22 protein-coding genes and 1 rRNA gene are annotated in these 23878 nt (G+C 67.6%); 8 read left to right on the forward strand and 15 right to left on the reverse strand.

Annotated features, from left to right (window positions below; translation table 11 throughout):
* The first annotated feature begins 23 nt into the window (after positions 1-23).
* Positions 24-136, forward strand: a 5S ribosomal RNA gene (gene rrf, locus AC3A6R_RS22105).
* Positions 137-254: 118 nt separating this feature from the next.
* Here rrf and AC3A6R_RS22110 read toward each other — a convergent pair.
* The 4 genes from AC3A6R_RS22110 to hppD form a co-directional block, all read right to left on the reverse strand.
* Positions 255-1187, reverse strand: coding sequence for an MBL fold metallo-hydrolase (locus AC3A6R_RS22110; protein ID WP_487865589.1), 933 nt, complete (start codon positions 1185-1187; stop codon positions 255-257).
* A complete protein-coding gene (locus tag AC3A6R_RS22115; RefSeq protein WP_487865590.1) occupies positions 1188-2882 on the reverse strand; it encodes an AMP-binding protein in 1695 nt (564 codons plus the stop codon).
* Positions 2883-3011: 129 nt separating this feature from the next.
* Entirely contained in the window at positions 3012-3890 is an 879-nt protein-coding gene (phhA, locus tag AC3A6R_RS22120) for a phenylalanine 4-monooxygenase (RefSeq protein WP_487862312.1), read from the reverse strand.
* Between the two features lie 48 nt (positions 3891-3938).
* Complete coding sequence (gene hppD, locus AC3A6R_RS22125; protein WP_487865591.1) at positions 3939-5066, reverse strand: 4-hydroxyphenylpyruvate dioxygenase; 1128 nt, start codon at positions 5064-5066, stop codon at positions 3939-3941.
* A gap of 150 nt (positions 5067-5216) precedes the next feature.
* Between hppD and AC3A6R_RS22130 the strand changes: the two genes are divergently transcribed.
* The 4 genes from AC3A6R_RS22130 to lnt all read left to right on the forward strand — a co-directional run bounded on the left by AC3A6R_RS22130 (position 5217) and on the right by lnt (position 9063).
* Positions 5217-5690 carry an Lrp/AsnC family transcriptional regulator gene (locus AC3A6R_RS22130; RefSeq protein ID WP_487862314.1) on the forward strand — a complete coding sequence of 158 codons (474 nt, stop codon included), beginning with the start codon at positions 5217-5219 and terminating at the stop codon, positions 5688-5690.
* Positions 5691-5801: 111 nt separating this feature from the next.
* Entirely contained in the window at positions 5802-6530 is a 729-nt protein-coding gene (locus tag AC3A6R_RS22135) for a GNAT family N-acetyltransferase (protein ID WP_487865592.1), read from the forward strand.
* Positions 6531-6652: 122 nt separating this feature from the next.
* On the forward strand, positions 6653-7531 hold the full coding sequence (locus AC3A6R_RS22140; RefSeq protein WP_487862316.1) for a CorC family transporter: 879 nt from the start codon (positions 6653-6655) through the stop codon (positions 7529-7531).
* A complete protein-coding gene (lnt, locus tag AC3A6R_RS22145; RefSeq protein WP_487865593.1) occupies positions 7531-9063 on the forward strand; it encodes an apolipoprotein N-acyltransferase in 1533 nt (510 codons plus the stop codon). Before AC3A6R_RS22140 ends, lnt begins: the two co-directional genes overlap by 1 nt.
* A 24-nt stretch (positions 9064-9087) precedes the next feature.
* Here lnt and AC3A6R_RS22150 read toward each other — a convergent pair whose 3' ends face one another.
* From AC3A6R_RS22150 to AC3A6R_RS22185, 8 genes are all read right to left on the reverse strand, one after another.
* Positions 9088-10464 (reverse strand): FAD-binding oxidoreductase, encoded by a 1377-nt coding sequence (locus AC3A6R_RS22150; RefSeq protein ID WP_487865594.1) that lies wholly within the window; start codon positions 10462-10464, stop codon positions 9088-9090.
* Positions 10465-10472: 8 nt separating this feature from the next.
* On the reverse strand, positions 10473-11291 hold the full coding sequence (locus AC3A6R_RS22155) for an ABC transporter permease (protein ID WP_487865595.1): 819 nt from the start codon (positions 11289-11291) through the stop codon (positions 10473-10475).
* Positions 11288-12124, reverse strand: coding sequence for an ABC transporter ATP-binding protein (locus AC3A6R_RS22160; protein WP_487865596.1), 837 nt, complete (start codon positions 12122-12124; stop codon positions 11288-11290). Before AC3A6R_RS22160 ends, AC3A6R_RS22155 begins: the two co-directional genes overlap by 4 nt.
* A gap of 25 nt (positions 12125-12149) precedes the next feature.
* Positions 12150-13136, reverse strand: coding sequence for an ABC transporter substrate-binding protein (locus tag AC3A6R_RS22165; RefSeq protein ID WP_487865597.1), 987 nt, complete (start codon positions 13134-13136; stop codon positions 12150-12152).
* Positions 13137-13211: 75 nt separating this feature from the next.
* A complete protein-coding gene (locus tag AC3A6R_RS22170; protein ID WP_487865598.1) occupies positions 13212-14075 on the reverse strand; it encodes a creatininase family protein in 864 nt (287 codons plus the stop codon).
* 18 nt (positions 14076-14093) lie between these two features.
* On the reverse strand, positions 14094-15365 hold the full coding sequence (locus AC3A6R_RS22175) for an amidohydrolase family protein (protein WP_487865599.1): 1272 nt from the start codon (positions 15363-15365) through the stop codon (positions 14094-14096).
* Positions 15362-15949, reverse strand: a complete 588-nt coding sequence (locus AC3A6R_RS22180; RefSeq protein WP_487862324.1) for an NAD(P)H-dependent oxidoreductase — start codon at positions 15947-15949, stop codon at positions 15362-15364. The genes AC3A6R_RS22175 and AC3A6R_RS22180 overlap by 4 nt, the downstream gene beginning before the upstream one ends.
* A gap of 102 nt (positions 15950-16051) precedes the next feature.
* Positions 16052-16729: a TetR family transcriptional regulator C-terminal domain-containing protein gene (locus AC3A6R_RS22185; RefSeq protein ID WP_487862325.1), complete on the reverse strand. Its 678-nt coding sequence runs from the start codon at positions 16727-16729 to the stop codon at positions 16052-16054.
* 145 nt (positions 16730-16874) lie between these two features.
* Between AC3A6R_RS22185 and AC3A6R_RS22190 the strand changes: the two genes are divergently transcribed.
* Positions 16875-17945 (forward strand): type II asparaginase, encoded by a 1071-nt coding sequence (locus AC3A6R_RS22190; RefSeq protein WP_487862326.1) that lies wholly within the window; start codon positions 16875-16877, stop codon positions 17943-17945.
* A gap of 18 nt (positions 17946-17963) precedes the next feature.
* On the opposite strand, the gene AC3A6R_RS22195 is transcribed toward AC3A6R_RS22190, so the two are convergent.
* The 3 genes from AC3A6R_RS22195 to AC3A6R_RS22205 are packed head-to-tail and all read right to left on the reverse strand — an operon-like array spanning position 17964 to position 20582.
* Positions 17964-18776 (reverse strand): phosphatase PAP2 family protein, encoded by an 813-nt coding sequence (locus AC3A6R_RS22195; RefSeq protein ID WP_487865600.1) that lies wholly within the window; start codon positions 18774-18776, stop codon positions 17964-17966.
* A gap of 16 nt (positions 18777-18792) precedes the next feature.
* Positions 18793-19620 carry a metallophosphoesterase family protein gene (locus AC3A6R_RS22200; RefSeq protein ID WP_487865601.1) on the reverse strand — a complete coding sequence of 276 codons (828 nt, stop codon included), beginning with the start codon at positions 19618-19620 and terminating at the stop codon, positions 18793-18795.
* The gene (locus tag AC3A6R_RS22205; RefSeq protein WP_487862329.1) at positions 19617-20582 is read right to left on the reverse strand and encodes a diacylglycerol/lipid kinase family protein; all 966 of its coding nucleotides are present in this window, start codon (positions 20580-20582) and stop codon (positions 19617-19619) included. Before AC3A6R_RS22205 ends, AC3A6R_RS22200 begins: the two co-directional genes overlap by 4 nt.
* Before the next feature lie 182 nt (positions 20583-20764).
* Here AC3A6R_RS22205 and glyQ point away from each other — a divergent pair, with 182 nt between their 5' ends.
* Together glyQ and glyS are read left to right on the forward strand one after the other, a co-directional pair.
* Complete coding sequence (gene glyQ / locus AC3A6R_RS22210; protein WP_487865602.1) at positions 20765-21673, forward strand: glycine--tRNA ligase subunit alpha; 909 nt, start codon at positions 20765-20767, stop codon at positions 21671-21673.
* A 15-nt stretch (positions 21674-21688) separates the two neighbouring features.
* Positions 21689-23836, forward strand: coding sequence for a glycine--tRNA ligase subunit beta (glyS, locus tag AC3A6R_RS22215; RefSeq protein WP_487865603.1), 2148 nt, complete (start codon positions 21689-21691; stop codon positions 23834-23836).
* Positions 23837-23878: the final 42 nt, after the last annotated feature.

Raw genomic sequence — 23878 nt, forward strand, 5'->3', positions numbered from 1 at the left:
GATCAGTACGACAACAAGTTATGCCTGATGACCATAGCGACGTGGTACCACTCCTTCCCATCCCGAACAGGACAGTGAAACGCGTCAGCGCCGATGATAGTGCGGGTTCCCGTGTGAAAGTAGGTCATCGTCAGGCTCTTACAGCCAAGAAAAGCCCAGCCCCGAAAGGGTTGGGCTTTTTCTTTTGTCAGTTTAATAAAGCGCCTTGTCTCCGACGGGCGCTTTTCTGTTGACCAAACATCGCTTGGTCTGTATCAGACGTTTCGGATGTATTCGCCGTCCACTGCAGCGGCGCCCGATGCGGCCAATTCCTTCAGAATCTCGCCGGCCAGCGCATCCAATGCCATCGCGGCAAAAAACCGCGATCGGATGCTTTCGAGATAAGGGGTACCGGTGATCCAACCGGCCCACTCCGCCCTGTCGACTGACTGGAGTTCCAGCAGCTTGAACTTCATCAGCACCTTGATGGCGTGTCGCGCGTGTTTGACAGGATCCCGCTGGAAGCCCTCGAGCCGCCGCCTCGCGGCGGCCAGCGCGCCCGCCACCTCCGAGAAGACTGCGCCATGGCCCGGAATGACCTGCTGCGGGCCTAGGCGCTCGATGCTGTCCAGCGTGGCCGCCATATCGTCGAACGACGGTTCGCCGACCAGCTCGGGAAAGGCGACGCCGAAGCCGTTGGCCCAGAGCGCGTCGGCAGAAATCAAGGTTCGTGAAAGCGGCTCGAACAGAATGACCGAATGCGGATCGTGGCCTGGTGCACCGTGCACCTGCCAGGGCGTTCCGCCCAACACGCATTCGGTCCCGGGCCGAAGCAGCCCGGTGAATCCAAAACGTGCGCAGCGCTGGCCGGTTGCCCTGAAGCTCAGGGCCTCTTCGTCCCATGCCGACACCAACCCAGCATCGCCGGGCGGGATGTCCGTGAGGAGCGCCAGATAGCGTTGCTGCAGGGCGGCGTTGCCGCCGCAGTGGTCGCTGTGCAGATGGGTATTGAGCACGCGGTCGAGCGGCCTGCCGCCGAGTACGCCTTCCACCAACGCGAGCGTCTGCCCGGCATGCGCCACATAGCCGGTGTCGACCAGCGTGGTCTCGTCCGGGCCGGTGAATAGCACGTTGTTCGACGACAGCCAGCCGCGCTCGAAAACGACGAGGTTCGCCGGCAATCCGGCCGCGGCAGGGTGGTCGCTCATTCAGGCATGCGTGTTGGTTCGAAGCTCGCGTCGAAGGATCTTGCCGACGTTGGTCTTCGGCAGCGCGTCGCGGAATTCGATGTGCTTGGGCCGCTTGTAGCCGGTCAGCTGGCTGTGGCAGTACTGCATGACGGCCTCTTCGGTCAGTGCGGGATCACGGCGGACCACGAAGACCTTGATCGCCTCGCCTTGCCTTTCGTCGGGCACGCCGATCGCCGCGCACTCGATCACGCCAGGACACAGAGAGATGACGTTCTCGAGCTCGTTGGGAAAGACGTTGAAGCCGCTCACCAGGATCATGTCCTTCTTGCGGTCGACGATGCGGGTGTAGCCGTCGTCCTGCATGACGGCGATGTCGCCCGTGCGCATGAACCCGTCCGCAGTGAACGCCGCGGCAGTCTCCTCGGGCTGGTTGTAGTAGCCCCGCATCACGTTCGGTCCCCTGATGCAAAGTTCGCCCGGCGTGCCCGCAGTCAGCGAGTTGCCCTCGTCGTCCTTGATGGCGATCGCTATGCTCGGCAGCGGCAGGCCGATCGTGCCGGTGAACGTGGTGTTCGACACCGGGTTGTTGGTGCCGATGGCGCAAGTCTCGCTCATGCCCCAGCCTTCGATCATCGGGCAGCCGGTTACCTCGAACCAGCGCCGGGCCGTGCCTTCCGACGCTGCCATGCCGCCGGCCTGCGAAACGAAAAGGGTCGAGAAATCGATCGACTTGAACTCCGGATGCATGAGCAGCGCGTTGAACAGCGTGTTCACCGCGGGCAGCATGTGGAAAGGCCGCTTCTTGAGTACCGCGACGAATTTGTCGAAGTCGCGCGGGTTCGGAATCAGCGTCATGTGCGAGCCCTGCCGGATCACCAGCAGGCACAGCGTGAGCGCAAAGATGTGATAGAGCGGCAGCGCCGCAATGCTGTTGACCTTGGCAAGGTCGCCGGCGCGCGCCAGGGCGGGGGTGAACCAGGCCTCCGCCTGCAGGGTGGCGGCAACGATGTTGCGGTGGGTCAGCACCGCGCCCTTCGAAAGGCCCGTGGTTCCGCCGGTGTACTGGAGGAATGCGATCGAGTCGAGCGTGGTCTGGTCGGGCCCGAGCGTGCGTCCGCGCCCTTCTGTGATCGCTTCGGAAAACGGCGTCACGGTGCGCCCGTCGCCGATGGGCAGCTTGAAAGGCGGAACCATCTTCGCCAGATGCCGGACCGCCACTGTGATCCAGGTGCCGTACAGCCCGCCGAGCAGGTCGCCCATCGAAGTGATGGCCACATGCCGTATCGGCGTGCGGTCGATCACCTGCTCGAGTGTCGCAGCGAAGTTCTCGAGGATGACGATCGCCGTGGCGCCCGAGTCCTTGAGCTGGTGCTCGAGTTCACGCGCCGTGTAGAGCGGATTCACGTTCACGCAGGTGTAGCCCGCGCGCAGCACGCCGCACATCGTGACGGCGAACTGGGGAATGTTGGGCAGCATGATCGCCACGCGGGCGCCTGGCTCGAGCCCGAGCGACTGCAGCCACGCACCCAACGCCTTCGACAGCGTGTCGAGCTCGCCATACGACATCCAGCGCTCCATGCAGACCGAGAACGGCCGATCGGCGTAGCGGCCGAAGGCCTCGTCGAACATGTGGGGCAGGGACCGGTACGTGTCCGGATCGATCTCGTGCGGCACGTCGGCCGGATAGTTCTGTCGTTGCGCGGATGTCTGCATGCGAGCTCCTTTGCGCGAATTGTGAGAGCCGCGTAGGCCCGCACGCCAGCGGGCTTGTCCTAGGAGTCTTGCGCCCGCTGTCGCCTGAGCGATAGCGAGCGAAGAAGAAAGAAACCAGAGCCGCCGGGATTAGGCCTTGCCGGTTTCGCCCGGCAGCAGCACCCCGGCGGGAACGTCCGGCTCGACTTCGAGCGCGCGGTAGAGCGGCGTGAAGTCCGGCGCCGTGAGCTCGAAGAGCTGCGCGAAGCTCTCGATGACGAAGTAGTTGCTCTGGTAGGTGTCGATCTTGTATTGCGTGCGCATGGTGCGCATCAGGTCAAGCGGCAGCCGATGCGGCTCGCTGCTGCGCACCGCGTGCTGCAGTTCCCCGACCGAGCTCAGGATGCCGGCCCCATAGGCGCGCAGCCCGTCGGTCTGGCGGATCAGGCCGAATTCGACCGTATACCAGTACAGCCGCGCCAGCTTCTCGCCTGCACCGAGTTCGTGCGCCTTGATGCCGCCCTGGCCATAGCGCTGCACGTAGTCGGCGAACACCGGGTCGAACAGCATCGGCACATGGCCGAAGAGGTCGTGGAACACGTCGGGCTCGACGATGTAGTTGAACTCCTCGGGCTTGCGGATCCAGTCGGTCACCGGAAACTTGCGGTTGGCCAGCAGGGTGAAGAATGGCAGCTCCGGGATCAGCCCCGGCACTGCGACGATCTCCCAGCCCGTGGCCTTGTGCAGGCGCTCGTTGATCTCCTCGAAGCGCGGGATCCGGTCTTTCACGCCCAGCAGGGGCAGCGCCTGGATGAACGCATCGCAGGCAAGGCCCGGCAGCTGCGCCGCTTGGCGCTCGTAGAGGCGCTTGTAGGTGTCGTGATCCGCCGCCGTGTAGCTGGCCCAGTCCTGCGGGCAGGTGTAGTCGGCATGAACGGCGCCGCCGCGCGAATAGTCGCCGCGAGGCGGGCGGTCCGAAGCGCCGTAGACGGCCGGCGCCACGACAGCAGCAGTGGCAGGAATTTCCATGGAAGTGCTCTTCTCGGGTTAGGTGGGCCAGCGGTTCATCGCGGCCGCCTACTTTGTGGCGGTCAGCACGCCCCGACGCATCTGGTCGAGCTCGATGCTCTCGAACAGTGCCTTGAAGTTGCCGTTGCCGAAGCCGTCGTCGCCCTTGCGCTGGATGAACTCGAAGAAGATCGGCCCGAGCTGGTTCTCGCTGAAGATCTGCAGCAGCAGCGCATCCTTCTTGCCGTCGATCAGGATCTTGCGCTTGTGCAGCTCGGCCACGTCCTCGCCGTGGTCCGGGATCCGCTTGTCCACCAACTCGTAGTAGGTGTCGATGGTGTCGAGCAGCGTCACGCCCTTTGCGCGCAGCGCATCGACCGTCTCGTAGAGGTTGTCCGAGCCCATCGCGATGTGCTGGATGCCTTCGCCGCGGTACATGTCCAGGTACTCCTGGATCTGGCCGGCCTGTTCCTTGCCTTCTTCGTTGATCGGGATGCGGATCTTGCCGCAGGGGCTGGTCATGGCTTTGCTCTTCACACCAGTGACCTGGCCCTCGATGTCGAAGTACTTGACCTCTCGGAAGTTGAAGAGCTTCTCGTAGAACGCCGCCCAGGTGTTCATGCGGCCGCGGTAGACGTTGTGCGTCAGGTGGTCGATGTAGGTCAGGCCGTTGCCCATGGGCGCGAGCGCTTCCTGCGAGGACACGCCGGGCAGCGGCTCGAAGTCCACGTCGTAGAAGCCGATGTTGCCGATGTCGCCGGGCTTCGCCCCGTTCTTGCCGGGCCAGCGGTCGACGAGATAGATCAGACTGTCGCCGATGCCCTTGATCGCAGGAATGTTCAGCTCGCCCGGGCCGGCCTTGTCGGCAAAGCCCCAGGCACCGAGCGAGATGGCGCGCTCATAGGCCTGCTTGGCGTCCTGAACGCGGAAGGCGATGGCGCAGACGCTCGGGCCGTGCTCGCGCGCGAAGCGCTGCGCGAACGAATCGGGTTCGGCATTGACGATGAAATTGATCCCGCCCTGGCGGTACAGCAGCACGTTCTTGTGACGGTGCTTGGCCACGGCGGTGAAGCCCATGCGCTCGAACACCTGGCCCATGGCGACCGGGTCCGGCGCCGCGTACTCGATGAATTCGAAACCGTCGGTGCCCATGGGGTTCTCCCAGGGGGTGAAGGCGGGGGCGTCGGTGTGGCTCATGGGCAGTCTCCGAAAGGGAATGTGGGGCTGAAATGAAAAGGTGGCAACGAAAGGCCAGTCCTCACAATGTAGGCCGGAAGGCGTTCATGATTTCAGCGTTGTCGGGCGCTGAAGCAAGCCGCAGCGCAGGAAACCTGCAAAAATGCGTCCATGGAAGCACTGGACAAGATCGATCGGCTGATTCTGCGCACGCTCCAGGCAGACGGCCGCGCCACCTACGACCAGATCGCGGAGCAGGTCAGCCTCTCGCCGAGCGCCGTGCTGCGGCGAGTCAAGCGTCTCGAAGAAAGCGGGGTGATCGACCGCTACGTCGCACTCGTGCGCCCCGAAGTCGTGGGCCTCGGGCTCACGGCCTACCTGAACGTCAGGCTCGAAAAGCACACCGAAAGCCACAAGCGCAATCCCATGGACCTGTTCCGCGCCAGCGTCCAGACCTGGCCCGAGGTGGTCGAATGCGCGGCGCTCACGGGCGAGATGGACTATCTGCTGCGCGTGGTGGTGGCCGACATGGGCCACTACAGCCGTTTCATCATGGACACCCTGCTCAAGCATCCCAGCGTCGAGGACTGCAAGACCAGCTTCGTGCTCGATCGTGTAAAGGCGACCACGGCTGTACCCGTCTAGCCACGGATCGGTGGCGCCAATGCCATGGGCGATCCACAATTGGTTCACAAATGAAGCCGGAAAGTACCCCTGTGGACTTGGAAGTTAAGGGAAAACCCTTATATTCGAAGCATGCTTACCGCCAAGACCCTTCTGCAGGCGTCTCTCGGCCTCGGCTCATTCCTGAAGGCGCCGATGGTTGAGGCGCAACCGCGCGCGACACCCGCGCCCGCCCCCGTCATGGTGCCGATCCGCTCGATCGGCCCGCGCGAGCGCGACCGCATCGCGCGCCACCTGCTGGCGCTTTCGCCGCACGATCGCTACCTGCGCTTCGGCTATGCCGCAGGTGACCCCCAAGTGCAGCGGTACGTCGACGGGCTCGATTTCGACCGCGACGAACTCTTCGGCATCTACAACCGCCGGCTCGACCTGATCGCCATGGCGCACCTCGCGTTCGCGCCTGCGGGCCAGCACAGCGACTGTGCCGAGTTCGGCGTCTCGGTGGCGGCGCATGCGCGCGGCCGCGGCTACGGCGCCCGCCTGTTCGAGCGCGCCGTGGTCGTTGCACGCAACGAAGGCGTCGGGATGCTCTTCATCCATGCACTGAGCGAAAACGCCGCGATGCTGAAGATCGCCCGCAACGCCGGTGCGACCGTGGTGCGCAGCGGTTCGGAGTCCGAGGCACATTTGCAACTGCCCGGCGCCACCCTCGACAGCCGCATGAGCGAAATCGCGCTCGAGCACTTCGCCGCGGTCGACTACCACCTCAAGAGCCGCGCCAAACAGTTCTGGGCCTTTCTCGCGAGCCTGCAGGAAGTGCGCAGCGGCATCCGCGATGCGCGCGGCAAGTCGGCCCAGTAGGCTGGTCAGCCGGGCTGCGCCGCAAGCGGCTGCATCCTCCCTTGGCGCCAGGGATTTGACGGGGGTAGAGCCTGTCACACGCAATCCGGTATCCTTGTGCCTCTTCAACTACGCCTCCCGCAGTGGCCGAACCTCACCCTGAACGCGCTCCCGTCGAACGGGAAGACAAGCGCGGATTCCTCCAGAAACTGGCCGAATTCATCCACCCCGGACCCGACTCGCGCGACGAGTTGATCGAGACTCTCGCGGACGCCGAGGACAACGAGGTGATCGGCGCCGAGTCGCGCGTGATGCTCGAAGGCGTGCTGCGCATGGCCGACATGACCGCGGGCGACGTGATGGTGGCCGCGCCGCGCATGGATCTGGTGAACATCGACGCACCCTACGACGCGTTGCTGCACCTCGTCATCGACACCGCGCACTCGCGCTTTCCGGTGTACGAAGGCGAGAAGGAAAACATCATCGGCATCCTGCTCGCGAAGGACCTGCTCAAGCTCCAGCGCGCGCCGGGCCTGAACATCCGCGCGCTGCTGCGCCCCGCCACCTTCGTGCCCGAGAGCAAGGGCCTGAATGACCTGCTGCGCGAGTTCCGCGGCAACCGCAACCACCTTGCGATCGTGATCGACGAGTTCGGCCGCGTGGCCGGCCTCATCACCATCGAAGACGTGCTCGAGCAGATCGTCGGCGAGATCGAGGACGAGTTCGACATTGCCGAGGACGAAGGCGACATCTTCGGCCTGGCCGACCACACCTATCGCGTCTCGGGCGACACGCCTATCGAACGCGTGGGCGAGGCCTTCGGCATCGTCTTCGACGAAGAGCAGCTCGGCGAAGACTTCGACACCATCGGCGGCCTGATCGCACACGAGATGGGCCGCGTGCCCAAGCGCGGCGAGCACCACGCGATCGGCGGCTTCGACTTCGTCGTGCTGCACACCAAGGGCGGCGCGGTGCGCTGGTTCAAGGTGTCGCCGGCCCGCGGCGCCGACGCTTCCGATTGATGCGGCCCGCCGTCGGCCTGCTGCGCGTCTTCGGCTTTGCTTTCGCGGGCCTCGCACAGGCCGCGGCCATCGCCTGGCCCGGCAACGGCCGTCCGCTTTGGTGGCTGCAGCTCGTCTCGCTCGCCGTGCTCGTGGGCCTGCTCGGGTGGCTCCGCGCCGAGGGTGCGGGCTGGCGCCGCGCGGGCCTGCATGGCTGGCTCTTCGCCACCGCCTGGCTCACCGGCACCTTCTGGTGGCTTTTCATCTCGATGCACACCTATGGCGGGCTGCCGGCACCGCTGGCGGCCATCGCGGTGCTGTCGCTCGCGGCGGCGCTCGGGCTCTACTACGCGGTGGCCTGCGCCTGGTTCGTGGTGCGCGGCCCGCGCCGCGCCCTGGCCGGCGCGCTGGTCTTCGCGGCGCTCTGGACCCTGGCCGAACTCGTGCGCGGCAGCTGGTTCACCGGCTTTCCGTGGGGCGCTGGCGGCTATGCTCATGTCGACGGGCCGCTGGCCGCCTGGGCGCCGTGGATCGGTGTCTACGGCATCGGCGCGGTCGCGGCATTCGTGGCCGCGCTCGCGGGCCTGCTGCGGCCCGCGCGCACCAGGGCGGTGTGGGGCGCCGTGCTCGTCGCCGCGGCGGCGCTCGCCGCGCCGCACCTCGTGACCGCGCAGGGCGCCAAGGCATCGAGCGGAACACTGCAGGTCGCGCTGCTGCAGGGCAACATCCCCCAGGACGAAAAGTTCATCCCCGGCGGCGGCATCGACCTCGCGCTGCGCTGGTATGGCGAGCAGCTGCGCGATGCGACGGCCTCGCTGGTCGTCACGCCCGAGACGGCACTGCCGCTGCTGCCGCAGCAGTTGCCCGCCGGCTACCTCGACGCCATCCAGGCGCGCTACAGCCAGGGCGAACAGGCCGCGATCGTCGGCCTGCCGCTCGGCGGGCAGGGCACCTACCGCAATGCCGTGCTCGGGTTTCGGCCTGGTGTGGCCGAGCCCTACAGCTACGGCAAGCACCACCTCGTGCCGTTCGGCGAGTTCATCCCACCGGGCTTCCGCTGGTTCATCGACATGATGAACATACCGCTCGGCGACTTCGCCCGCGGCGGCCTCGCGCAGGCGCCGTTCGCCTGGCAGGGCCAGCGCATCGCGCCGAACATCTGCTACGAAGATTTGTTCGGCGACGAGATCGGCGCCAACTTCAAGAACGAGGCGAGCGCGCCCACGATCCTGCTCAACGTGAGCAACATCGCCTGGTTCGGCAACACCGTGGCCATCGACCAGCATCTGGCGATCTCGCGCATGCGCGCGCTTGAGTTCGCGCGCCCGATGGTGCGCGCCACCAACACCGGCGCCACGGTCGTCGTCGACGCCGAAGGCCGCGTCACGCATGCGCTGCCGCGGCTCACGCGCGGCGTGCTCGAGGCGACGGTCGAAGGCCGTACCGGCCTCACGCCGTTCGCACGCTGGGTGGCGCCGTTCGGGCTCTGGCCGCTGTGGGGCCTTGCCTTCGCCGTCGTGGCGATCGCCTTCGCGCTGCGCCGCAAGAACTGAAGCAACGCGAAGCCGACGTGCGGCTCAGGCCGCGAGCGGCTCGGCTTTCTTCACCGGCCAGTCGCGCAGCTTGCCGGGGTTCAGGAGCCCCAGCGGATCGAAGCGCTGCTTCATTGCGATGACCTCGGGCGGTAGCGGGCCGCCCGCCTTGCCGTCCTCGACGATGTTCACATGCGGGTTGTTGATGTGCACCTTGTGCGCGCGGTGGATCTCGATGATCTCGGCAAGCCGCTCCTCGGTGCTGAAGCGCACCAGCTGGAGACCGCTGCAGGTCATGAGCCCCGCCACGTTGCGGATGAACTCGATGTGCATCATGACCTCGCCGCCAAGCAGCTGCTCCATCTCGGTGACCTGCGCCACATGCTGCCCCGGCACGAAGCCGCTCTGCAGGTAGGTCAGCGTGGGGTCGACCTTCAGCGCATGCAGCGTGGTGTGGTTCCAGGTGAACTCCGCCAGCGTGCGGTTGCTCTTCTGCACCTCGGCGGCCGTCCTGCGGTAGCTCACGTTGCCGCCGTGCACCTCGGCCAGCTGCAGCATCGCGGCCTCGCACGACTCGGCCACCAGCGACAGTACCGTGTGGCAGCCCTTGGGCAGGTGCGCTGCGAGCTGCGCCAGGTGGTCCGCGATCGGTGCGGCGAAGAAGGCGATCTCGCGCTTGACGATGCCCGGCGCGTTCGCGAGCTTGTCGGCGAAGTGCAGCGCGTCGGCAAAGCTGTCGAAGGTCACGAGCGTCTCGAGCCACGGATGCGCGGGTGCGAGCGCGATCTCGATTTCAAGCACCAGCCCGTTGGTGCCCCAGAGATGGTGCATGCGCATCGCCTCGGCGCCGCGCAGCTCGACCACCTGCGGCTCGGGCTCGATGGTCATGGCGCGGATGCCGAGCACATTGCCGGGCGCGCCGATCGGCCCGTAGTTGATCGAGCCCACACCGCCAAATCCGCCGCCGAACAGGCCGCCGAGCGTAGCGCTGCGGTAGGTCGAAGGCACGCTGCGCATCTCCTGCCCCGAGGGCCGGGTCTGCTTCTCGAGTTCGCCCAGGCGGATGCCGGCCTGCGCGCGGGCCACGCCGGGCTGCACCCAGAGGAACGCGTTGTAGCCGGTCATGTCGAGCACCACGCCGCCCGCGAGCGGTGTGGTCTGGCCGTAGTTTCCGGTGCCGCTGCCGCGGATCGTGATCGGTATGCCGCGCCGTGCGCAGGCACCGACCACGGCGCGGATCTCGTCCTCGGTGCGCGGCCGCACGACGGCGTCGGCGCGCTTGTCCTTGAGCTGGCGGTTCAGCACCGGGCTGAACCAGGAGAAGTCCTGCGACAGGCGTGCCACGCGGCTTTCGTCGGTGATCCAGTCGAGGTTCGGCAGCTCGAACAGAAGTTGTTCGATGGCGGAGATGGAAGCGTTCATGGTCAAGGTCAGTCCTGAGAAAGTTCGCTCGCGTGCCACGATCCGAGCGCGAGCTTGGTGAGCCAGGCCATCAGCACGAAGAGCGCGACGCCGGTCAGTGAGATCAGGAGCAGGGCCGCGAACATGCGCGGGATGTTCAGTTGAAAGCCGGCCTGCAGGATCTGGTAGGCCAGTCCGGCGCCCGCGCCGCCGGTGCCGGCCACGAACTCGGCCACCACCGCGCCGATCAGCGCCAGGCCGCTCGAGATGCGCAGCCCGCCGAAGAAATACGGCAGCGCGCTCGGAATGCGCAGCCGCACCAACTGCTGCCAGCGCGTCGCGCGGTTGAGCTTGAAGTAGCTCTGCAGGTCGGGGTCGATGCTGCGCAGCCCGAGCGTGGTGTTGCTGATGATCGGGAACAGCGCCACGAGCGCCGCGCACACGGTCATTGCCGCTACAGGGTTCTTCACCCAGATGATGATCAGCGGCGCCACCGCGACGATCGGTGTCACCTGCAGCAGCACGGCATACGGAAACAGGGCGGTCTCGATGCGCTTGCTCTGCACGAACAGGAACGACACCAGCACACCCGCCACCGTGGCGAGCGCGAACGACAGCAGCGTGATCTTCAGCGTGACCCAGAGCGCACTGCCGAGCGGCGCCCAGTCGGTGACGAGCGTCTGCACCATCAGGATCGGCGAGGGCACCAGGTAGGGCGGCAGCTCCATGGCCACCACCATCCATTGCCACAGCGCGACCAGCACCACGCCGATGAGAAGGGGATAGACAACGCGCTGCACGCGCGGCTGGGCCAGCAGCGGCGGGTTCTTTCGGGCGGTCGTCGTCATCGTGCGTGCTCCTCGTCGGCGCGGCTCGCGCGCAGCAGGCTCTCTTGCAGGCGCCGGGCATGGCGCGCGAACTCGGGCGTCACCATGAAGTCGGGGCTGCGCGGATAAGGCTCGTCGATCACGAACTGCTCCACCACCCGGCCGGGCCGCGCAGCCATCATCACCACCCGGGTCGAGAGAAACACCGCCTCGTGGATCGAATGCGTCACGAAGACCACCGTGAGCTTCTTCTTGCGCCAGAGATCGAGCAGGTCGGCGTCGAGCTTGTGGCGCGTGATTTCGTCGAGCGCGCCGAAGGGCTCGTCCATCAGCAGCAGGTCGGGCTCGGTGACGAGCCCGCGCGCGATCGACACGCGCATCTGCATGCCGCCCGACAACGCACGCGGCAGCGCGTCGGCGAACTTCTCGAGGCCCACCAGCGCGAGCGAGTCCATCACCCGTGCCTCAGCCTCCCTGCGCGGCACGCCGGCCAGGTCGAGCGGCAGCCGCACGTTGGTCTTCACGCTGGCCCACGGCATCAGTGTGGCCGACTGGAACACGAACGACAGCTTGCGCGGGCAGCTGTGGATTTCCGCCACGGGCTTGCGCCACACCAGCAGCCGCCCGTCGCTTGGCTCGAGCATGCCCGCCACCATCTTGAGCAGCGTGCTCTTGCCGCAGCCCGAAGGGCCGAGCAGCGTGACGAACTCGCCTTCGGCGATCGACAGGTCCACCGGCAGCAGCGCCTGCGTGCCGTTGGGGTAGGTCTTCTCGGCCGAGAGCACTTCGACCGCCGGCACGGTGGGCGCGAGGCCAGCCGGCGGCGCAAGCGTGTGGGGTTCGATGCGGTTCATGCGCGGGCCTCCGGCAGCGTCGGCTTCAAGGCAGGACCTTGGCGTCCTTCACGAACTCGGTCGTGTAGGTCTTGGCGAGTTCGACCTTTGCAGGATCGAGCAGCTTGGCGCTCACGAGGAAGTCGTAGCTCGCCTTGGCGCGTGCATCGGTGATCACGCCGATGCCGAGTTGGCCCGCATCGCCGCCGGTGATCATGCCCATCTCCTTGAGCTTGGCCACGCTGTAGGCGAGCTGGTCGTCGGTCATGTTGGGGTTGTCCTTCTTGATCAGCGCGTTGGCGGGTGCGGGATTGGCGAGGTAGCTCTTCCAGCCTTCGGCCGAGGCCTTGATGAAGGCCGCCACCTGCTTGCTGCGCTCCTTCACTGTCTTCTCCATGCACGAGACCGTGGTTGCATAGGCGGGGAAGCCGTGGTCGCTGAACATCAGCACGGTGCTCTTCACCCCGGCCTTCTGGATCGCATACGGCTCCGAAGTCAGGTAGCCCTGCTGCGCGGTGTTCTTGTCGGCCACGAAGGGCTGGATGTTGAAGGTGTAGGGACGCGTCTGCTCGTCCTTGAGGCCGAAGCGGGCCTTGAGCCAGGGCCAGTAGCCGCGGTTGGCCTGGGCGCCGATCAGGAGCGTCTTGCCTTTCAGGTCCTCGAACTTCTTCACGTCGTCGTGCGCGATCAGCACCTGCGGATCCTTCTGGAAGAAGGCCGCCACGTTGACCACCGGCACGCCGCCTTCGCGCACCTGCATCATCTGGATGTCGCTCGAGCCCATGATGCAGTCGGCCTGGCCCGCGGCCATCATTTGCGTGATGTTGACTTGCGGGCCACCCATCCGGATGGTCACGTCGAGCCCGTGCTTCTTGTAGATGCCTTCGGCCACCGCCTGGTAGAAGCCGCCGTGCTCGGCCTGCGCGTACCAGTTGGTCATGTAGGTGAACTTGTCTTCGGCGTGCGCGGGAGCGGCTGCAGCGAGGAAGACGATGGCGGCGGCGCCGGCCAGGGAGCGTGCGAAGGAGCGCATGGGAGTCGACCTTTCGAGAGTGCGTGAGGTTGGGAAGAGAGAGAGCTACGGAAATGCCGGATGCAAGAAGCAGGCTCAGGCCGGCGTGAAGTGCTGCTGGACGAAGCCCTGCTGGTGACCGCGCTCCCAGGTGGCTTCCTCGCGCACCAGCCAGCGCAGCGCATGCAGTTCGGTCAGCGCCTGCACCCAGCTGTCGGAGAGCGTCTCGAGGATCTGCTCGCCCTGTTCGCGGGTGGCGGTGGTCGGGTCGCCGATCACGCCGCTCGGGCCGAAGTCGCGCGCGGTCCAGGCGCAGGCCGGCCGGCCGTCGGGCGACAGCAGCTTGATCGGGAACGGAGGCGGAAAGTTGGCCACGGCGCGCGCCATGTGCACCGTGTCGGGTGCGAGCGCGAGCATCAATGCGGTCTCCGAATGGCCTGCGTGCATCGCGAGCTTCTTCTCCTGCTCGCTCACCTGCTGGCTGGCCGCGCTCGGCAGCCGCGAGACGCCGTGCGGCAGCACCACGAAGTCGCCATGGCGCAGCCGCAGCTCGCGCGCCGCCATCTCGAGCACCTGCGGCTGGCCGCCGTGCCCATTGGCGAACAGCAGCTTGCGAAAGCCCGAGCGGTACACCGATTCGCCGATCTCGATCACGGTCGACAGCAGCGTGGTGCCGGTCAGCGTCATGGTGCCCGGAAAGTGCAGGTGCTCTTCCGACTTGCCGTAGGTGATGGTCGGCAGCGCGAAGGCGCGCACCTCCGCGGGCAGCTTCTCGAGCGCCTTGCCCATCACGCCCGAGCAGATCACGCTGTCGACCGAGCACGGCAGGTGCGGGCCGTGCTGTTCGATTGCGCCGCAGGGCAGCACGATGACGGTGTTCTCGCGGTCCGGCAGGGCCGCGATCTCGGTCCAGCTGAGGTAAGGCAGGAAGCGGTGGGGTGGAATGTAGCCGTGGAGCATGGGCGCCTTGTGGGTTCTCTACGTGGGAAGAAACGGGGTCGGGTCGCCTTGCGTCACCTGGCCGTCGCGCAGCACCACGCGCTGAGCGCTGCGCGAGGGCCAGCCGTGGCGGTCGGCTTGCGTGAACAGCACCAGGTCGCTGCTGGCGCCGACCAGCGTGGGCACTGTGGCCGGCTCGCGCCGCAGCCAGTCCGCGCGGCACAGCGCCTCGGACCAGGTGTCGAAAGGGTCGTCGAGCTGTGCCACGAGTGCGGCCGTGCCCAGCGCCTCGACCGGATCGAAGCTGCCGAGCCGGCAGAAGGGGTCCTGCACGTTGTCGCTCGCGAACAGCACCGGGATGCCGCGCTCGCGCGCCTCCTTCACCAGCGTGATGCCGCGCAGGCGCGGCGTGCGGCCGGTCACTGCGTCCTGCAGCAGCAGGTTCGTGGCGGGCAGCGAGACCACGGTGATCGGGGCGCGCGCCACCGCGTCGAGCGTGGCGAGCGCCTGCGCTTCCGGCTGCACCGCCAGTGCGCAGACATGGCCGCAGACCACGCGGCCGCCATAGCCGATTTCGCGCAGGATGCGGGCCGTCGTCTCGAGGCCGACCGCCTGCGCGTTGAGTTCCTCGTCCACGTGCAGGTCCACGTCGAGCTCGCAGGCCTGGGCCGACAGCAGCAGGTTGCGCAGCGCGGTGTTGCTCCAGTTGGTGGAGTGCACGAAGCCGCCGAGCAGCGCATGCGGCCCGGTGGCCTTCACCTGCTGCGCGAGCCGCAGCGCCTGCGCGGCATCCTCGAACAGCGGCAGCTTGATCAGGCCGACCTGCTCCAGCCGCACGCGGCCGCGCCATTCCTGTGCAAGCTCGGCCAACACCGACCAGGCCATCGGCAACGCATCGGGCTCCCACCAGTCGACGTGCGTGCGCACCTGCGTGGTGCCGCATTCCCAGGCCCATTGCAGCGCGCGGGCCGCTCGCTCGCGCACATCGGCAGGCGTCCAGTGGGCGCGATCGGCCAGCATTGCATCGATGGCGCCAAGCAACCCCGGCTGCACCTGCTGCATGCGCGGCAGCGTGAAGGCCTTGTCGAGGTGCGTGTGGGCGTCCACGAAGCCCGGCAGTGCGAGCGCGCCGTCGAGGTTCCACCCTGCGGCAGAGCGGGCCGCATCGGTGGCAGGGCGCACCGACTGCACGCGGCCGGCCTCGAGCGCGATGCGTGCGAGCACGGGCACGCTCTCGCGCCCCGGCCAGTCGGCCGGCAGCAGCCAGCGCGGCAGCCGCACGTTGTCGAGCAGAGCGGGCGACGCGGTCATGCGAAGCGCCCCATCGCCCGGCCCACGCGCGCCATGAAGCGCTTCAATTGAGGCTCGGTCGCCACGTTCATGTGGTAGTGGGCGTGGTAGTCCACCGTTGCGCGCCGGCCGGTCAGCCGCAGCATGTAGCGGGTGACGATCTTGCGCGGCGGGTCGCCCATGTACCAGGCGACCCAGCGCGGCCGGCCGTAGGTCACCACGGCGCTGATGCGCTTGATGTGCGTCAGCATCGGCTTCACGTTGGCCGGATCGCTGATGTCGAAAGCCACGCCTGGCATGAACAGCCTGTCGAAGTAGCCCTTGAGCATGGCCGGCAGCCCGAAGCACCAGGTCGGGAAGCAGAAGACGATGCCCTCGGCCCATTGCAGCCGGGCGACATGGGATGCCAGCGGCAACCGGTTTTGCGGCACGTCGTGGTAGCCCAGGCGCTCCGCGCGCGAAAGCACCGGGTCGAAGCCCTCAGCGTAAAGGTCGCAGTCGTCCACCTCGTGCCCGGCCGCACGCAGATTCCTGAGCACCTCCTGGTGCAGTGCAGCGTGGAAGCTGGTTTCAACCGGATGGCAGTAGACGACGAGCACGCGCATGGTGTTTGACCGCTTAATCAGAGCAAGTGGTCAGGTTATGCAAGCGACGTGCCAGCGCGGAGGCACCGGCTTGGGGCGCAGAGGCGCCGATTCAGCGGAAAACTAGGCTTCGATACCGCAGCCGCTCAACACGAAGCCGACGAGCTCGCGCGCGATCGGCTCGCGCTCGATGGGCGCGTCGGGCGGCAGGCCGAGCATCACGCGCGTCTGTATCGCGTAGTCGGCATAGCTCTGGGTCATGGCCCAGATGTGCATCAAGAGCAGCCGCGCGTCGAGCGGGCGCATCTGCCCGCGCGCGATCCAGCCGTTGATGATGTCGACCTTCTTCTGCGTCCAGGCGCGCGCGTTCGGCCAGTAGCGGTCGAGGTTGCGGCCGCCGTCGAGCACTTCGCGCGTGAAGATGCGCGAGATCTCGGGGTTGTCGAAGGCATGGTCGAGCTTCTTGCGGATGTAGTCGCCGAGCACCGTGGCCGGGTCGCTCGCGTCCTCGAACGAGAACACCACCTTCCAGGCATGCAGCACCTGCATCAGCAGCTCTTCGTAGAGCTCCTCCTTGCCGGCGATGTAGTAGTGCAGCTGCGGCTTGGTGAGGCCGGCGCGCGCGGCGATGGCCTGGGTCGACGTGCCCTTCAGGCCGTTGAGGCTGAATTCGGCGATGGCCGCTGCCCGGATCGCCGCCATGATGCGCTCGCGCCCGGGCCGCGCCCGCGACAGCGGACCCTCGGGCGCGGGCATCTCCAGGGCAGGGGCGGGGGGGAGGGCGGCGGAATCGGCGTTCATGGGCGGGTGGCGGCAGTGCGCCGGCCCGATGGTAATCCCACGCGCATGGCCGCATGCCATGGCGGCATGGCCCGGGGGCGGCATACCGCCATGGTTCATGTATCTTCTCGCCGCTTCGCAGAATTGTTAACGCAAGGAGTTGTGCATGTACCTTTCATCCCGCCTTCGGGCCTTCGCGGCCGGTGCCGCATTGCTTGCCGCCAGCGCCATCGCCCAGGCGCAGCAGGCGCTTCCCAATGTGGTGATCCTGGCCACCGGTGGCACCATCGCAGGGGCCGGTGCCTCGGCCGTCAACAGCGCCACCTATGCGGCCGCCAAGGTGGGCGTCGACAAGCTGATCGCCGGCCTGCCCGAGCTGACGAAGATCGCCAACGTGCGCGGCGAGCAGGTGTTCCAGGTCGCGTCGGAGAGCATGACCAACGACCACCTGCTGACGCTCGCCAAGCGCGTGTCGGCGCTTTCGAAGCAGGCCGACGTGGACGGCATCGTCATCACCCACGGCACCGACACGCTCGAGGAGACCGCGTACTTCCTGACGCTCACCGTGCACACCAGCAAGCCGATCGTGGTGGTCGGCTCCATGCGCCCCGGCACCGCGCTCTCGGCCGACGGCGCACTCAACCTGTACGACGCCGTCAGCGTGGCCGGCAGCAAGGACGCGGCCGGCAAGGGCGTGCTCGTCACCATGGCCGACAACATCGACAGCGGCCGCGACGTGAGCAAGAACGTCAACATCAAGACCAGTGCGTTCTCGAGCCAGTGGGGCCCGCTCGGCATGGTGGTCGAAGGCCGCAACTACTGGTTCCGCGCGCCCGTGAAACGCCACACCACGACTTCGGAGTTCAACATCGACAGCATCGATGCGCTGCCGCCGGTGGAAATCGCGCTGGGCTACGAAGGGGTCTCGCCGATCGCCGTCGATGCCTATGCCAAGGCCGGCGTGAAGGCGATCGTCCATGGCGGCACGGGCAACGGCTCGGTGGCAGCGCGCGTGGTGCCGAACCTGCAGAAGGCGCGCGCCGATGGCGTGGTCGTGATCCGTGCCTCGCGCGTGGCCGACGGCTTCGTGCTGCGCAATGCCGAGCAGCCCGACGACAAGTACGACTGGGTGGTGGCGCACGACTTGCGCCCCCAGAAGGCGCGCGTCCTTGCAATGGTGGCGCTCACTAGAACGAGTGACACCAAGGAACTGCAGCGCATCTTCTGGGAGTATTGAGGCACGAAGCGGTGCAGCTCAGCGGAGGCGCCGGCGCCTGCGGTGCCGCGCGAATTCGAGGCTGCCCACGCACACGAGGAGCCAGGCCAGGCCGGTCGCCAGCCCGGCAAGCACATCGCTCGCGAAGTGCACCTGCAGAAACACGCGGCTGGAGCCGATGGTGACGATGGCGGCCGTGCCGGCCATGGCCGCGGGCACATGCCAGCGCGGCGGCAGCAGGCGCAACGCCAAGTACATCAGCATGCCGTAGCTCACGATCGCGCCGGCGGCGTGGCCGCTCGGGAAGCTGAAGCTGGTCTCGACCGTGAGGCCGTGGTCGTGCAGCGGCCGCGCGCGCTCGAAGATGCGCTTGAGCGCCGGGTTCAGCAGCACGATGCCGCCGAGCGCCATCACCCACCCGAGCGCGAGCCCGCGGTGCGCATGGCGCCACAGCAGCCAGGCCACAGCGATGCAGACCGGCGCCAGCAGTTCGAAGTCGCCGAGGTGCGTGAGCCAGCTGAAAACTACCAGCGCTCCCCAGGGCACGTGCGCCGCGATAGCATCGGCGAGCGCCTGGTCGGCCAGTCCCAGCAGTCGCCCGTCGCCGAGCTTCGAGGCGATGTAGGCCACCAGGCTCGCCGCCGCGAGGATGCCGCCGAAGCCGACGGCCAGCGCACCCGCGAGCCGCGGCTCGTCGGGTTCGCCGTCCGCTGCGGTGCGGGCGCGGCGCCGCTGCAGGCTCGCGCAGACCGCGCCCGTACCGAGCACCGAGACGACGAAGGCGGCCGCAAACCAGGCCAGGGCATGCTCGCCGAACTGGTGCGCAAGAAGAACGAGAGCGGGGGCATCCATGGGCATGCGCCTGACTTTAGCCCGGTCCCTTGAAACCCTCCGCCAGCGGCAGCTGCCATGTCTTGGCGCAGACGAACGCCTTTTCGATCGCCGAATGGTCCCAGCGCTCGGCCTGGCAGATGCGGCTGCCGTCTGCATCCGTCGTGCGCACCACATTCACCGAGTTGGGGTGCCCGCCGCGCACGCGCGACGACACGGCCGTGCCGGCCTGGACTGCCCACGCCGTGGGCGGGCAGGCGGTGCAGGCCGCGGCGAGCGGACGCACGAAAGGCAAGTGGATATGGCCGCCGAGGATCAGGTCCATGCCGGCCGCGCACCAGCGCGCAATGGCTGCTTCATGCCCGTGCACCCGGTTGCGCAGGTCTTCGGGCCGTGTCACCAGCACCGGCTGGTGCGTGACCACCACGCGCAGCTGCGTGGGGCGCGCACGCGCCAGCCGATCCGCCACCCGCTCGACCTGCGCGGGCGACACTTCGCCGTCCTCGTGCCGGTACCAACGCGTGGTGTTGACCGCGATGACCAGCCAGTCGGCGGACTCGAACACCGGCTCCAGCTCGGCGCCGAAGGCCTCGGCATACCGGCCGTAGGGCGAAAGCAGGCGTGCGCCCAGCTGGAACAGCGGAATGTCGTGGTTGCCCGGAATCGCCACCACCGCCGGTGCCGCGATCCGGTCGACGAAGGTGCGCGCCGCCGCGAACTGGCGCCGCGTGGCCCTCTGCGTGATGTCGCCCGAGAGCACCACCACCTGCGGCGCGAGTTCGCGCGCGAAGCGTTCCAGCGCGGACAGCACCTCGGGCTGCTCGGTGCCGAAATGCGGATCGGAAATCTGCAGCAGGCCGCTCATTGCTTGGCGGCCTCCAGTTCCGGTGCCACCTCGGGCCGTACCAGCCACAGCGGCTCGGGCGAGACACGGAAAAGGAGCGGCATCTCGGCCCAGGCGATCTCGCCGTCCGTCGCCACCTTCACGCGCCGCGGGCCGCGCGAGCGGCCGGCATTCACCGTCAACGATTCGAACGGAAAGCTCAGCACCTCGTCGGCGCTGCCCAAGCGGCCCAGCGCGCCGCGCACCAGCAGACCCGGCATCGCGAGCATGCCCAGGGGCTTCAGCGTGACGGCGGCCAGCTGGCCGTTCTCGGGGGCGTCGGCATGTTCGATGCCGACCTGCAGCAGTTGCAGCGGGTTGTTGCCGACGAACAGTGTCGGTGTGCGGATCGACCGTTCCTGCCCGCGCCAGGCCATGCGCAGGTTCCAGTGGCGGCGGCCGCGCATCACCGTGAGCAGCCCGGCGAAGAAGGCGACCCAGCGCTTGCGGCCATAGCGCACCTTGTAACTCTCGCGGTCCTCGAGCAGCTCGGCATACAGGCCCATGCTGGCATTCACGAGGAAGGCGCGGTCGTTGACCAGCCCCACCTGCGCGGGCCGGGGCCGCTGGGTCAGCAGCACCTGCAGCGCCTCGGCGGTGTCGCGCGGAATGCCATGGGCGCGGCTGAAGTAGTTGAAGGTGCCCTGCGGCAGCACGCCGAAGGCCAGCCCGCTGCCGAGCGTGGCCTGGGCCACCGCATTGATCGTGCCGTCGCCGCCCGCCGCCACCACGATCCCGCCCGCCGCGCGCGCCCGCTCGACCGCCTCGCGCGCCAGCGCCTGGACCGTCACGCGCCCGTCGATCTCGAAGATGCGGTGGCGGCGACCGGCCGCGGCGCAGCCTTCTTCGATAGTGCGGCGGGCCTCGGCGGCGTCCTCGCTGCCGGAGCTGGTGTTGAGGACGATGAACAGGGGGGATTCTGGGCCGATGTGGGGCGGTTGCATGTCTGTCTGTGAAGCGGTGGCGCGCGGCCGGCCCTCGTTTGTCGCACACGCTGCGCGCCCGGCGCGGCAGCAACCATGCCGGACGGCTGTGGGAGAGTTGCCCTCCGACCGTAAAATCGCCTGCTTTCGCGGTGCTTCTTCACCGCGCTACCGTCCAATGTCCGGTCACGCCGGCCTGCTTCATGTTGACCTTCCAGCAAATCATTCTCAAATTGCAGTCGTACTGGGCCGACAAGGGCTGTGCGCTGCTGCAACCGTACGACATGGAAGTGGGCGCGGGCACCTCGCACACCGCCACCTTCCTGCGCGCGCTCGGCCCCGAACCCTGGAAGGCCGCCTACGTGCAGCCCAGCCGCCGCCCCAAGGACGGCCGCTACGGCGAGAACCCGAACCGGCTGCAGCACTACTACCAGTACCAGGTCGTGCTCAAGCCCGCGCCGTCCAACATCCTCGAGCTCTACCTCGGCTCGCTCGAAGCGCTGGGCTTCGACCTCAAGAAGAACGACATCCGCTTCGTCGAGGACGACTGGGAGAATCCCACGCTCGGCGCCTGGGGCCTGGGCTGGGAGGTCTGGCTCAACGGCATGGAAGTGACGCAGTTCACCTATTTCCAGCAGGTCGGCGGCATCGACTGCAAGCCGATCACCGGCGAGATCACCTACGGCCTCGAGCGCCTGGCCATGTACCTGCAGGGCGTGGACAACGTCTACAACCTGACCTGGACCGAAGGCCTGAGCTATGGCGACGTCTACAAGCAGAACGAGGTCGAGCAGTCGACCTACAACTTCGAGCACAGCGACGCCGAGTTCCTCTTCACCGCCTTCGCCGCACACGAGAAGCAGGCCAGGCACCTCATGGCCGAACAGCTCGCGCTGCCGGCCTACGAGCAGGTGCTCAAGGCCGCGCACAGCTTCAACCTGCTCGACGCGCGCGGCGCGATCAGCGTGACCGAACGCGCCGCCTACATCGGCCGCATCCGCAACCTCGCGCGCAGCGTGGCGCAGAGCTATTACGAGAGCCGCGAGCGGCTGGGCTTCCCGATGGCGCCGCGCGAATGGGTCGCGCAGATCGCACCCAAAAAGGCAGCCTGAGCGATGACCATCCCCATGAACAACAAGAATTCCCTGCTGGTTGAACTGTTCGTCGAAGAACTGCCGCCCAAGGCGTTGAAGAAGCTCGGCGAGGCCTTTGCCGGCGTGCTGCGCGACCAGCTGCTGGCGCAAGGCCTGGCCGAAGCCGGCTCGGTGCTCACCGCCTATGCCTCGCCGCGCCGCCTGGCGGCGCACCTCACGCTCGTGGCCGATCGGGCCGCCGACCGGGCCGTGTCGCAGAAGCTCATGCCGGTGTCGGTGGGGCTCGATGCCTCGGGCCAGCCGACGCCCGCGCTGCTGAAGCGCCTGGGCGCGCTCGGTGCCGATGCGTCGGCCGTTGCGGGCCTGAAGCGCGCGATGGACGGCAAGGCCGAGGCCCTGTTCTACGAAAGCACCGCCAAGGGCGCGACGCTCGCCGAAGGCCTGCAGAAGGCGCTGGCCGAAGCCATCGCCAAGCTGCCGATCCCCAAGGTCATGAGCTACCAGCTCGAAAGCGGATGCGAACTGCCGGGCTGGAGCAGCGTGAGCTTCGTGCGGCCCGCGCACGGCCTCGTGGCGCTGCATGGCGACGCCATCGTGCCAGTCGAGGCGCTCGGCCTGAAGGCCGGCCGCGAGACCCGCGGGCACCGCTTCGAGGCGGCTGTCGACCCGGTGGTGCTGCGCGATGCCAACAACTATGCGCTGCAGTTGCAGGAAGAAGGCGCCGTCATCGCGGGCTTCGAGACGCGCCGCGCCGAGATCGCGCGCCAGCTCGCGGCCGCGGCGGTGCGCGTGGGCGGCGGCACCGTGCCGATTCACGACGACGCGCTGCTCGACGAAGTGACCGCGCTGGTCGAGCGCCCCAACGTCCTGGTCTGCAGCTTCGAGCGCGAATTCCTGGAAGTGCCGCAGGAATGCCTCATCCTCACGATGAAGGCCAACCAGAAGTACTTTCCGCTGCTCGACGCGCAGAACCGGCTCACCCACCAGTTCCTGGTCGTCAGCAACATCAGCCCCGACGACGCCAGCGCGGTCGTCGGCGGCAACGAGCGCGTGGTGCGGCCGCGGCTGGCCGACGCGAAGTTCTTCTTCGACCAGGACCGCAAGAAGTCGCTGGCTTCGCGCGTGGAATCGCTGGCCAAGGTGGTCTACCACAACAAGCTCGGCACCCAGGGCGAGCGCGTCGAGCGCGTCATGCGCATTGCACGCGGCATCGCCCAGGCGCTGGCCGGCAAGCTCGGCGACGCCACGCTCGCGGCCCACGCCACCCAGGCCGCGCAGCTCGCCAAGGCCGATCTCGTGACCGACATGGTCGGCGAGTTTCCCGAGCTGCAGGGCATCATGGGCCGCTACTACGCGCTGCACGACGGCCTCGATGCCGCGGTGGCCGACGCCATCGAAGACCACTACAAGCCGCGTTTCGCGGGCGACGAGCTGCCGCGCAATCCCGTCGGCCTCGTGGTCGCACTGGCCGACAAGCTCGAGACCCTGGTCGGCATGTTCGGCATCGGCAACCTGCCCACCGGCGACCGCGACCCGTTCGCGCTGCGCCGCCATGCGCTCGGCGTGATCCGCATGTTGATCGAGAAGTACCTGCCGCTCGACCTCGACGCGCTGCTGGCCGAGGCCTCTGCGCAGTTCGACGGAATCGAGGGCTTCGAGCGCCAGCGCGCCACCGCCGAGCTGCAGGACTTCGTGCTCGACCGGCTCGCCGGCAGCCTGCGCGAACAGGGCGCCAGCGCGCAGGAGGTCGACGCCGTGCTCGCGCCCCGCCCGCAGCGCCTGGGCGAAGTGCCGCGCCTGCTCGCGGCCGTGCGCGCCTTTGCCGCGCTGCCGGCCGCCGCCGCGCTGGCCGCCGCCAACAAGCGCATCGGCAACATTCTCAAGAAGGCGCCCGAGGCCGATGCGCACGTGAGCGAACTGCTGCTGCAGGAACCCGCCGAGCGGGCGCTGCACGCCGCCATGGCCGAGGTCGTGCCGGCCGCCAATGCGCAGTTCGACGCTGGCGACTACACCGGATCGCTGCAGACCCTGGCAGCCCTTCGCGAGCCGGTCGATGCCTTCTTCGACGGCGTGATGGTCAACGCCGAGCAGGCCGACCTGCGGCTCAACCGGCTCGGCCTGCTGATGTCGCTGCACGTGGCGATGAACCGCGTGGCGCAGCTCGAGCGGCTGGCGGCATGAGGTTTGGCGTTCGCGCGGCGTCACCAGGAGTCTGAAGGGACA

The sequence above is a fragment of the Variovorax sp. Soil_C_19 genome, from assembly GCF_057657255.1.

Coding starts and splice junctions, on each gene's coding strand:
- AC3A6R_RS22115 (WP_487865590.1), bottom strand. CDS start 2,882: ATGCAGACATCCGCGCAACGACAGAACTATCCGGCCGACGTGCCGCAC.
- AC3A6R_RS22135 (WP_487865592.1), top strand. CDS start 5,802: ATGCTTACCGCCAAGACCCTTCTGCAGGCGTCTCTCGGCCTCGGCTCA.
- hppD (WP_487865591.1), bottom strand. CDS start 5,066: ATGAGCCACACCGACGCCCCCGCCTTCACCCCCTGGGAGAACCCCATG.
- AC3A6R_RS22205 (WP_487862329.1), bottom strand. CDS start 20,582: ATGCAACCGCCCCACATCGGCCCAGAATCCCCCCTGTTCATCGTCCTC.
- AC3A6R_RS22185 (WP_487862325.1), bottom strand. CDS start 16,729: ATGAACGCCGATTCCGCCGCCCTCCCCCCCGCCCCTGCCCTGGAGATG.
- AC3A6R_RS22180 (WP_487862324.1), bottom strand. CDS start 15,949: ATGCGCGTGCTCGTCGTCTACTGCCATCCGGTTGAAACCAGCTTCCAC.
- AC3A6R_RS22110 (WP_487865589.1), bottom strand. CDS start 1,187: ATGAGCGACCACCCTGCCGCGGCCGGATTGCCGGCGAACCTCGTCGTT.
- AC3A6R_RS22195 (WP_487865600.1), bottom strand. CDS start 18,776: ATGGATGCCCCCGCTCTCGTTCTTCTTGCGCACCAGTTCGGCGAGCAT.
- AC3A6R_RS22155 (WP_487865595.1), bottom strand. CDS start 11,291: ATGACGACGACCGCCCGAAAGAACCCGCCGCTGCTGGCCCAGCCGCGC.
- AC3A6R_RS22165 (WP_487865597.1), bottom strand. CDS start 13,136: ATGCGCTCCTTCGCACGCTCCCTGGCCGGCGCCGCCGCCATCGTCTTC.
- glyS (WP_487865603.1), top strand. CDS start 21,689: ATGAACAACAAGAATTCCCTGCTGGTTGAACTGTTCGTCGAAGAACTG.
- AC3A6R_RS22175 (WP_487865599.1), bottom strand. CDS start 15,365: ATGACCGCGTCGCCCGCTCTGCTCGACAACGTGCGGCTGCCGCGCTGG.
- phhA (WP_487862312.1), bottom strand. CDS start 3,890: ATGGAAATTCCTGCCACTGCTGCTGTCGTGGCGCCGGCCGTCTACGGC.
- AC3A6R_RS22170 (WP_487865598.1), bottom strand. CDS start 14,075: ATGCTCCACGGCTACATTCCACCCCACCGCTTCCTGCCTTACCTCAGC.
- AC3A6R_RS22200 (WP_487865601.1), bottom strand. CDS start 19,620: ATGAGCGGCCTGCTGCAGATTTCCGATCCGCATTTCGGCACCGAGCAG.
- lnt (WP_487865593.1), top strand. CDS start 7,531: ATGCGGCCCGCCGTCGGCCTGCTGCGCGTCTTCGGCTTTGCTTTCGCG.
- AC3A6R_RS22130 (WP_487862314.1), top strand. CDS start 5,217: ATGGAAGCACTGGACAAGATCGATCGGCTGATTCTGCGCACGCTCCAG.
- AC3A6R_RS22160 (WP_487865596.1), bottom strand. CDS start 12,124: ATGAACCGCATCGAACCCCACACGCTTGCGCCGCCGGCTGGCCTCGCG.
- AC3A6R_RS22150 (WP_487865594.1), bottom strand. CDS start 10,464: ATGAACGCTTCCATCTCCGCCATCGAACAACTTCTGTTCGAGCTGCCG.
- AC3A6R_RS22190 (WP_487862326.1), top strand. CDS start 16,875: ATGTACCTTTCATCCCGCCTTCGGGCCTTCGCGGCCGGTGCCGCATTG.
- glyQ (WP_487865602.1), top strand. CDS start 20,765: ATGTTGACCTTCCAGCAAATCATTCTCAAATTGCAGTCGTACTGGGCC.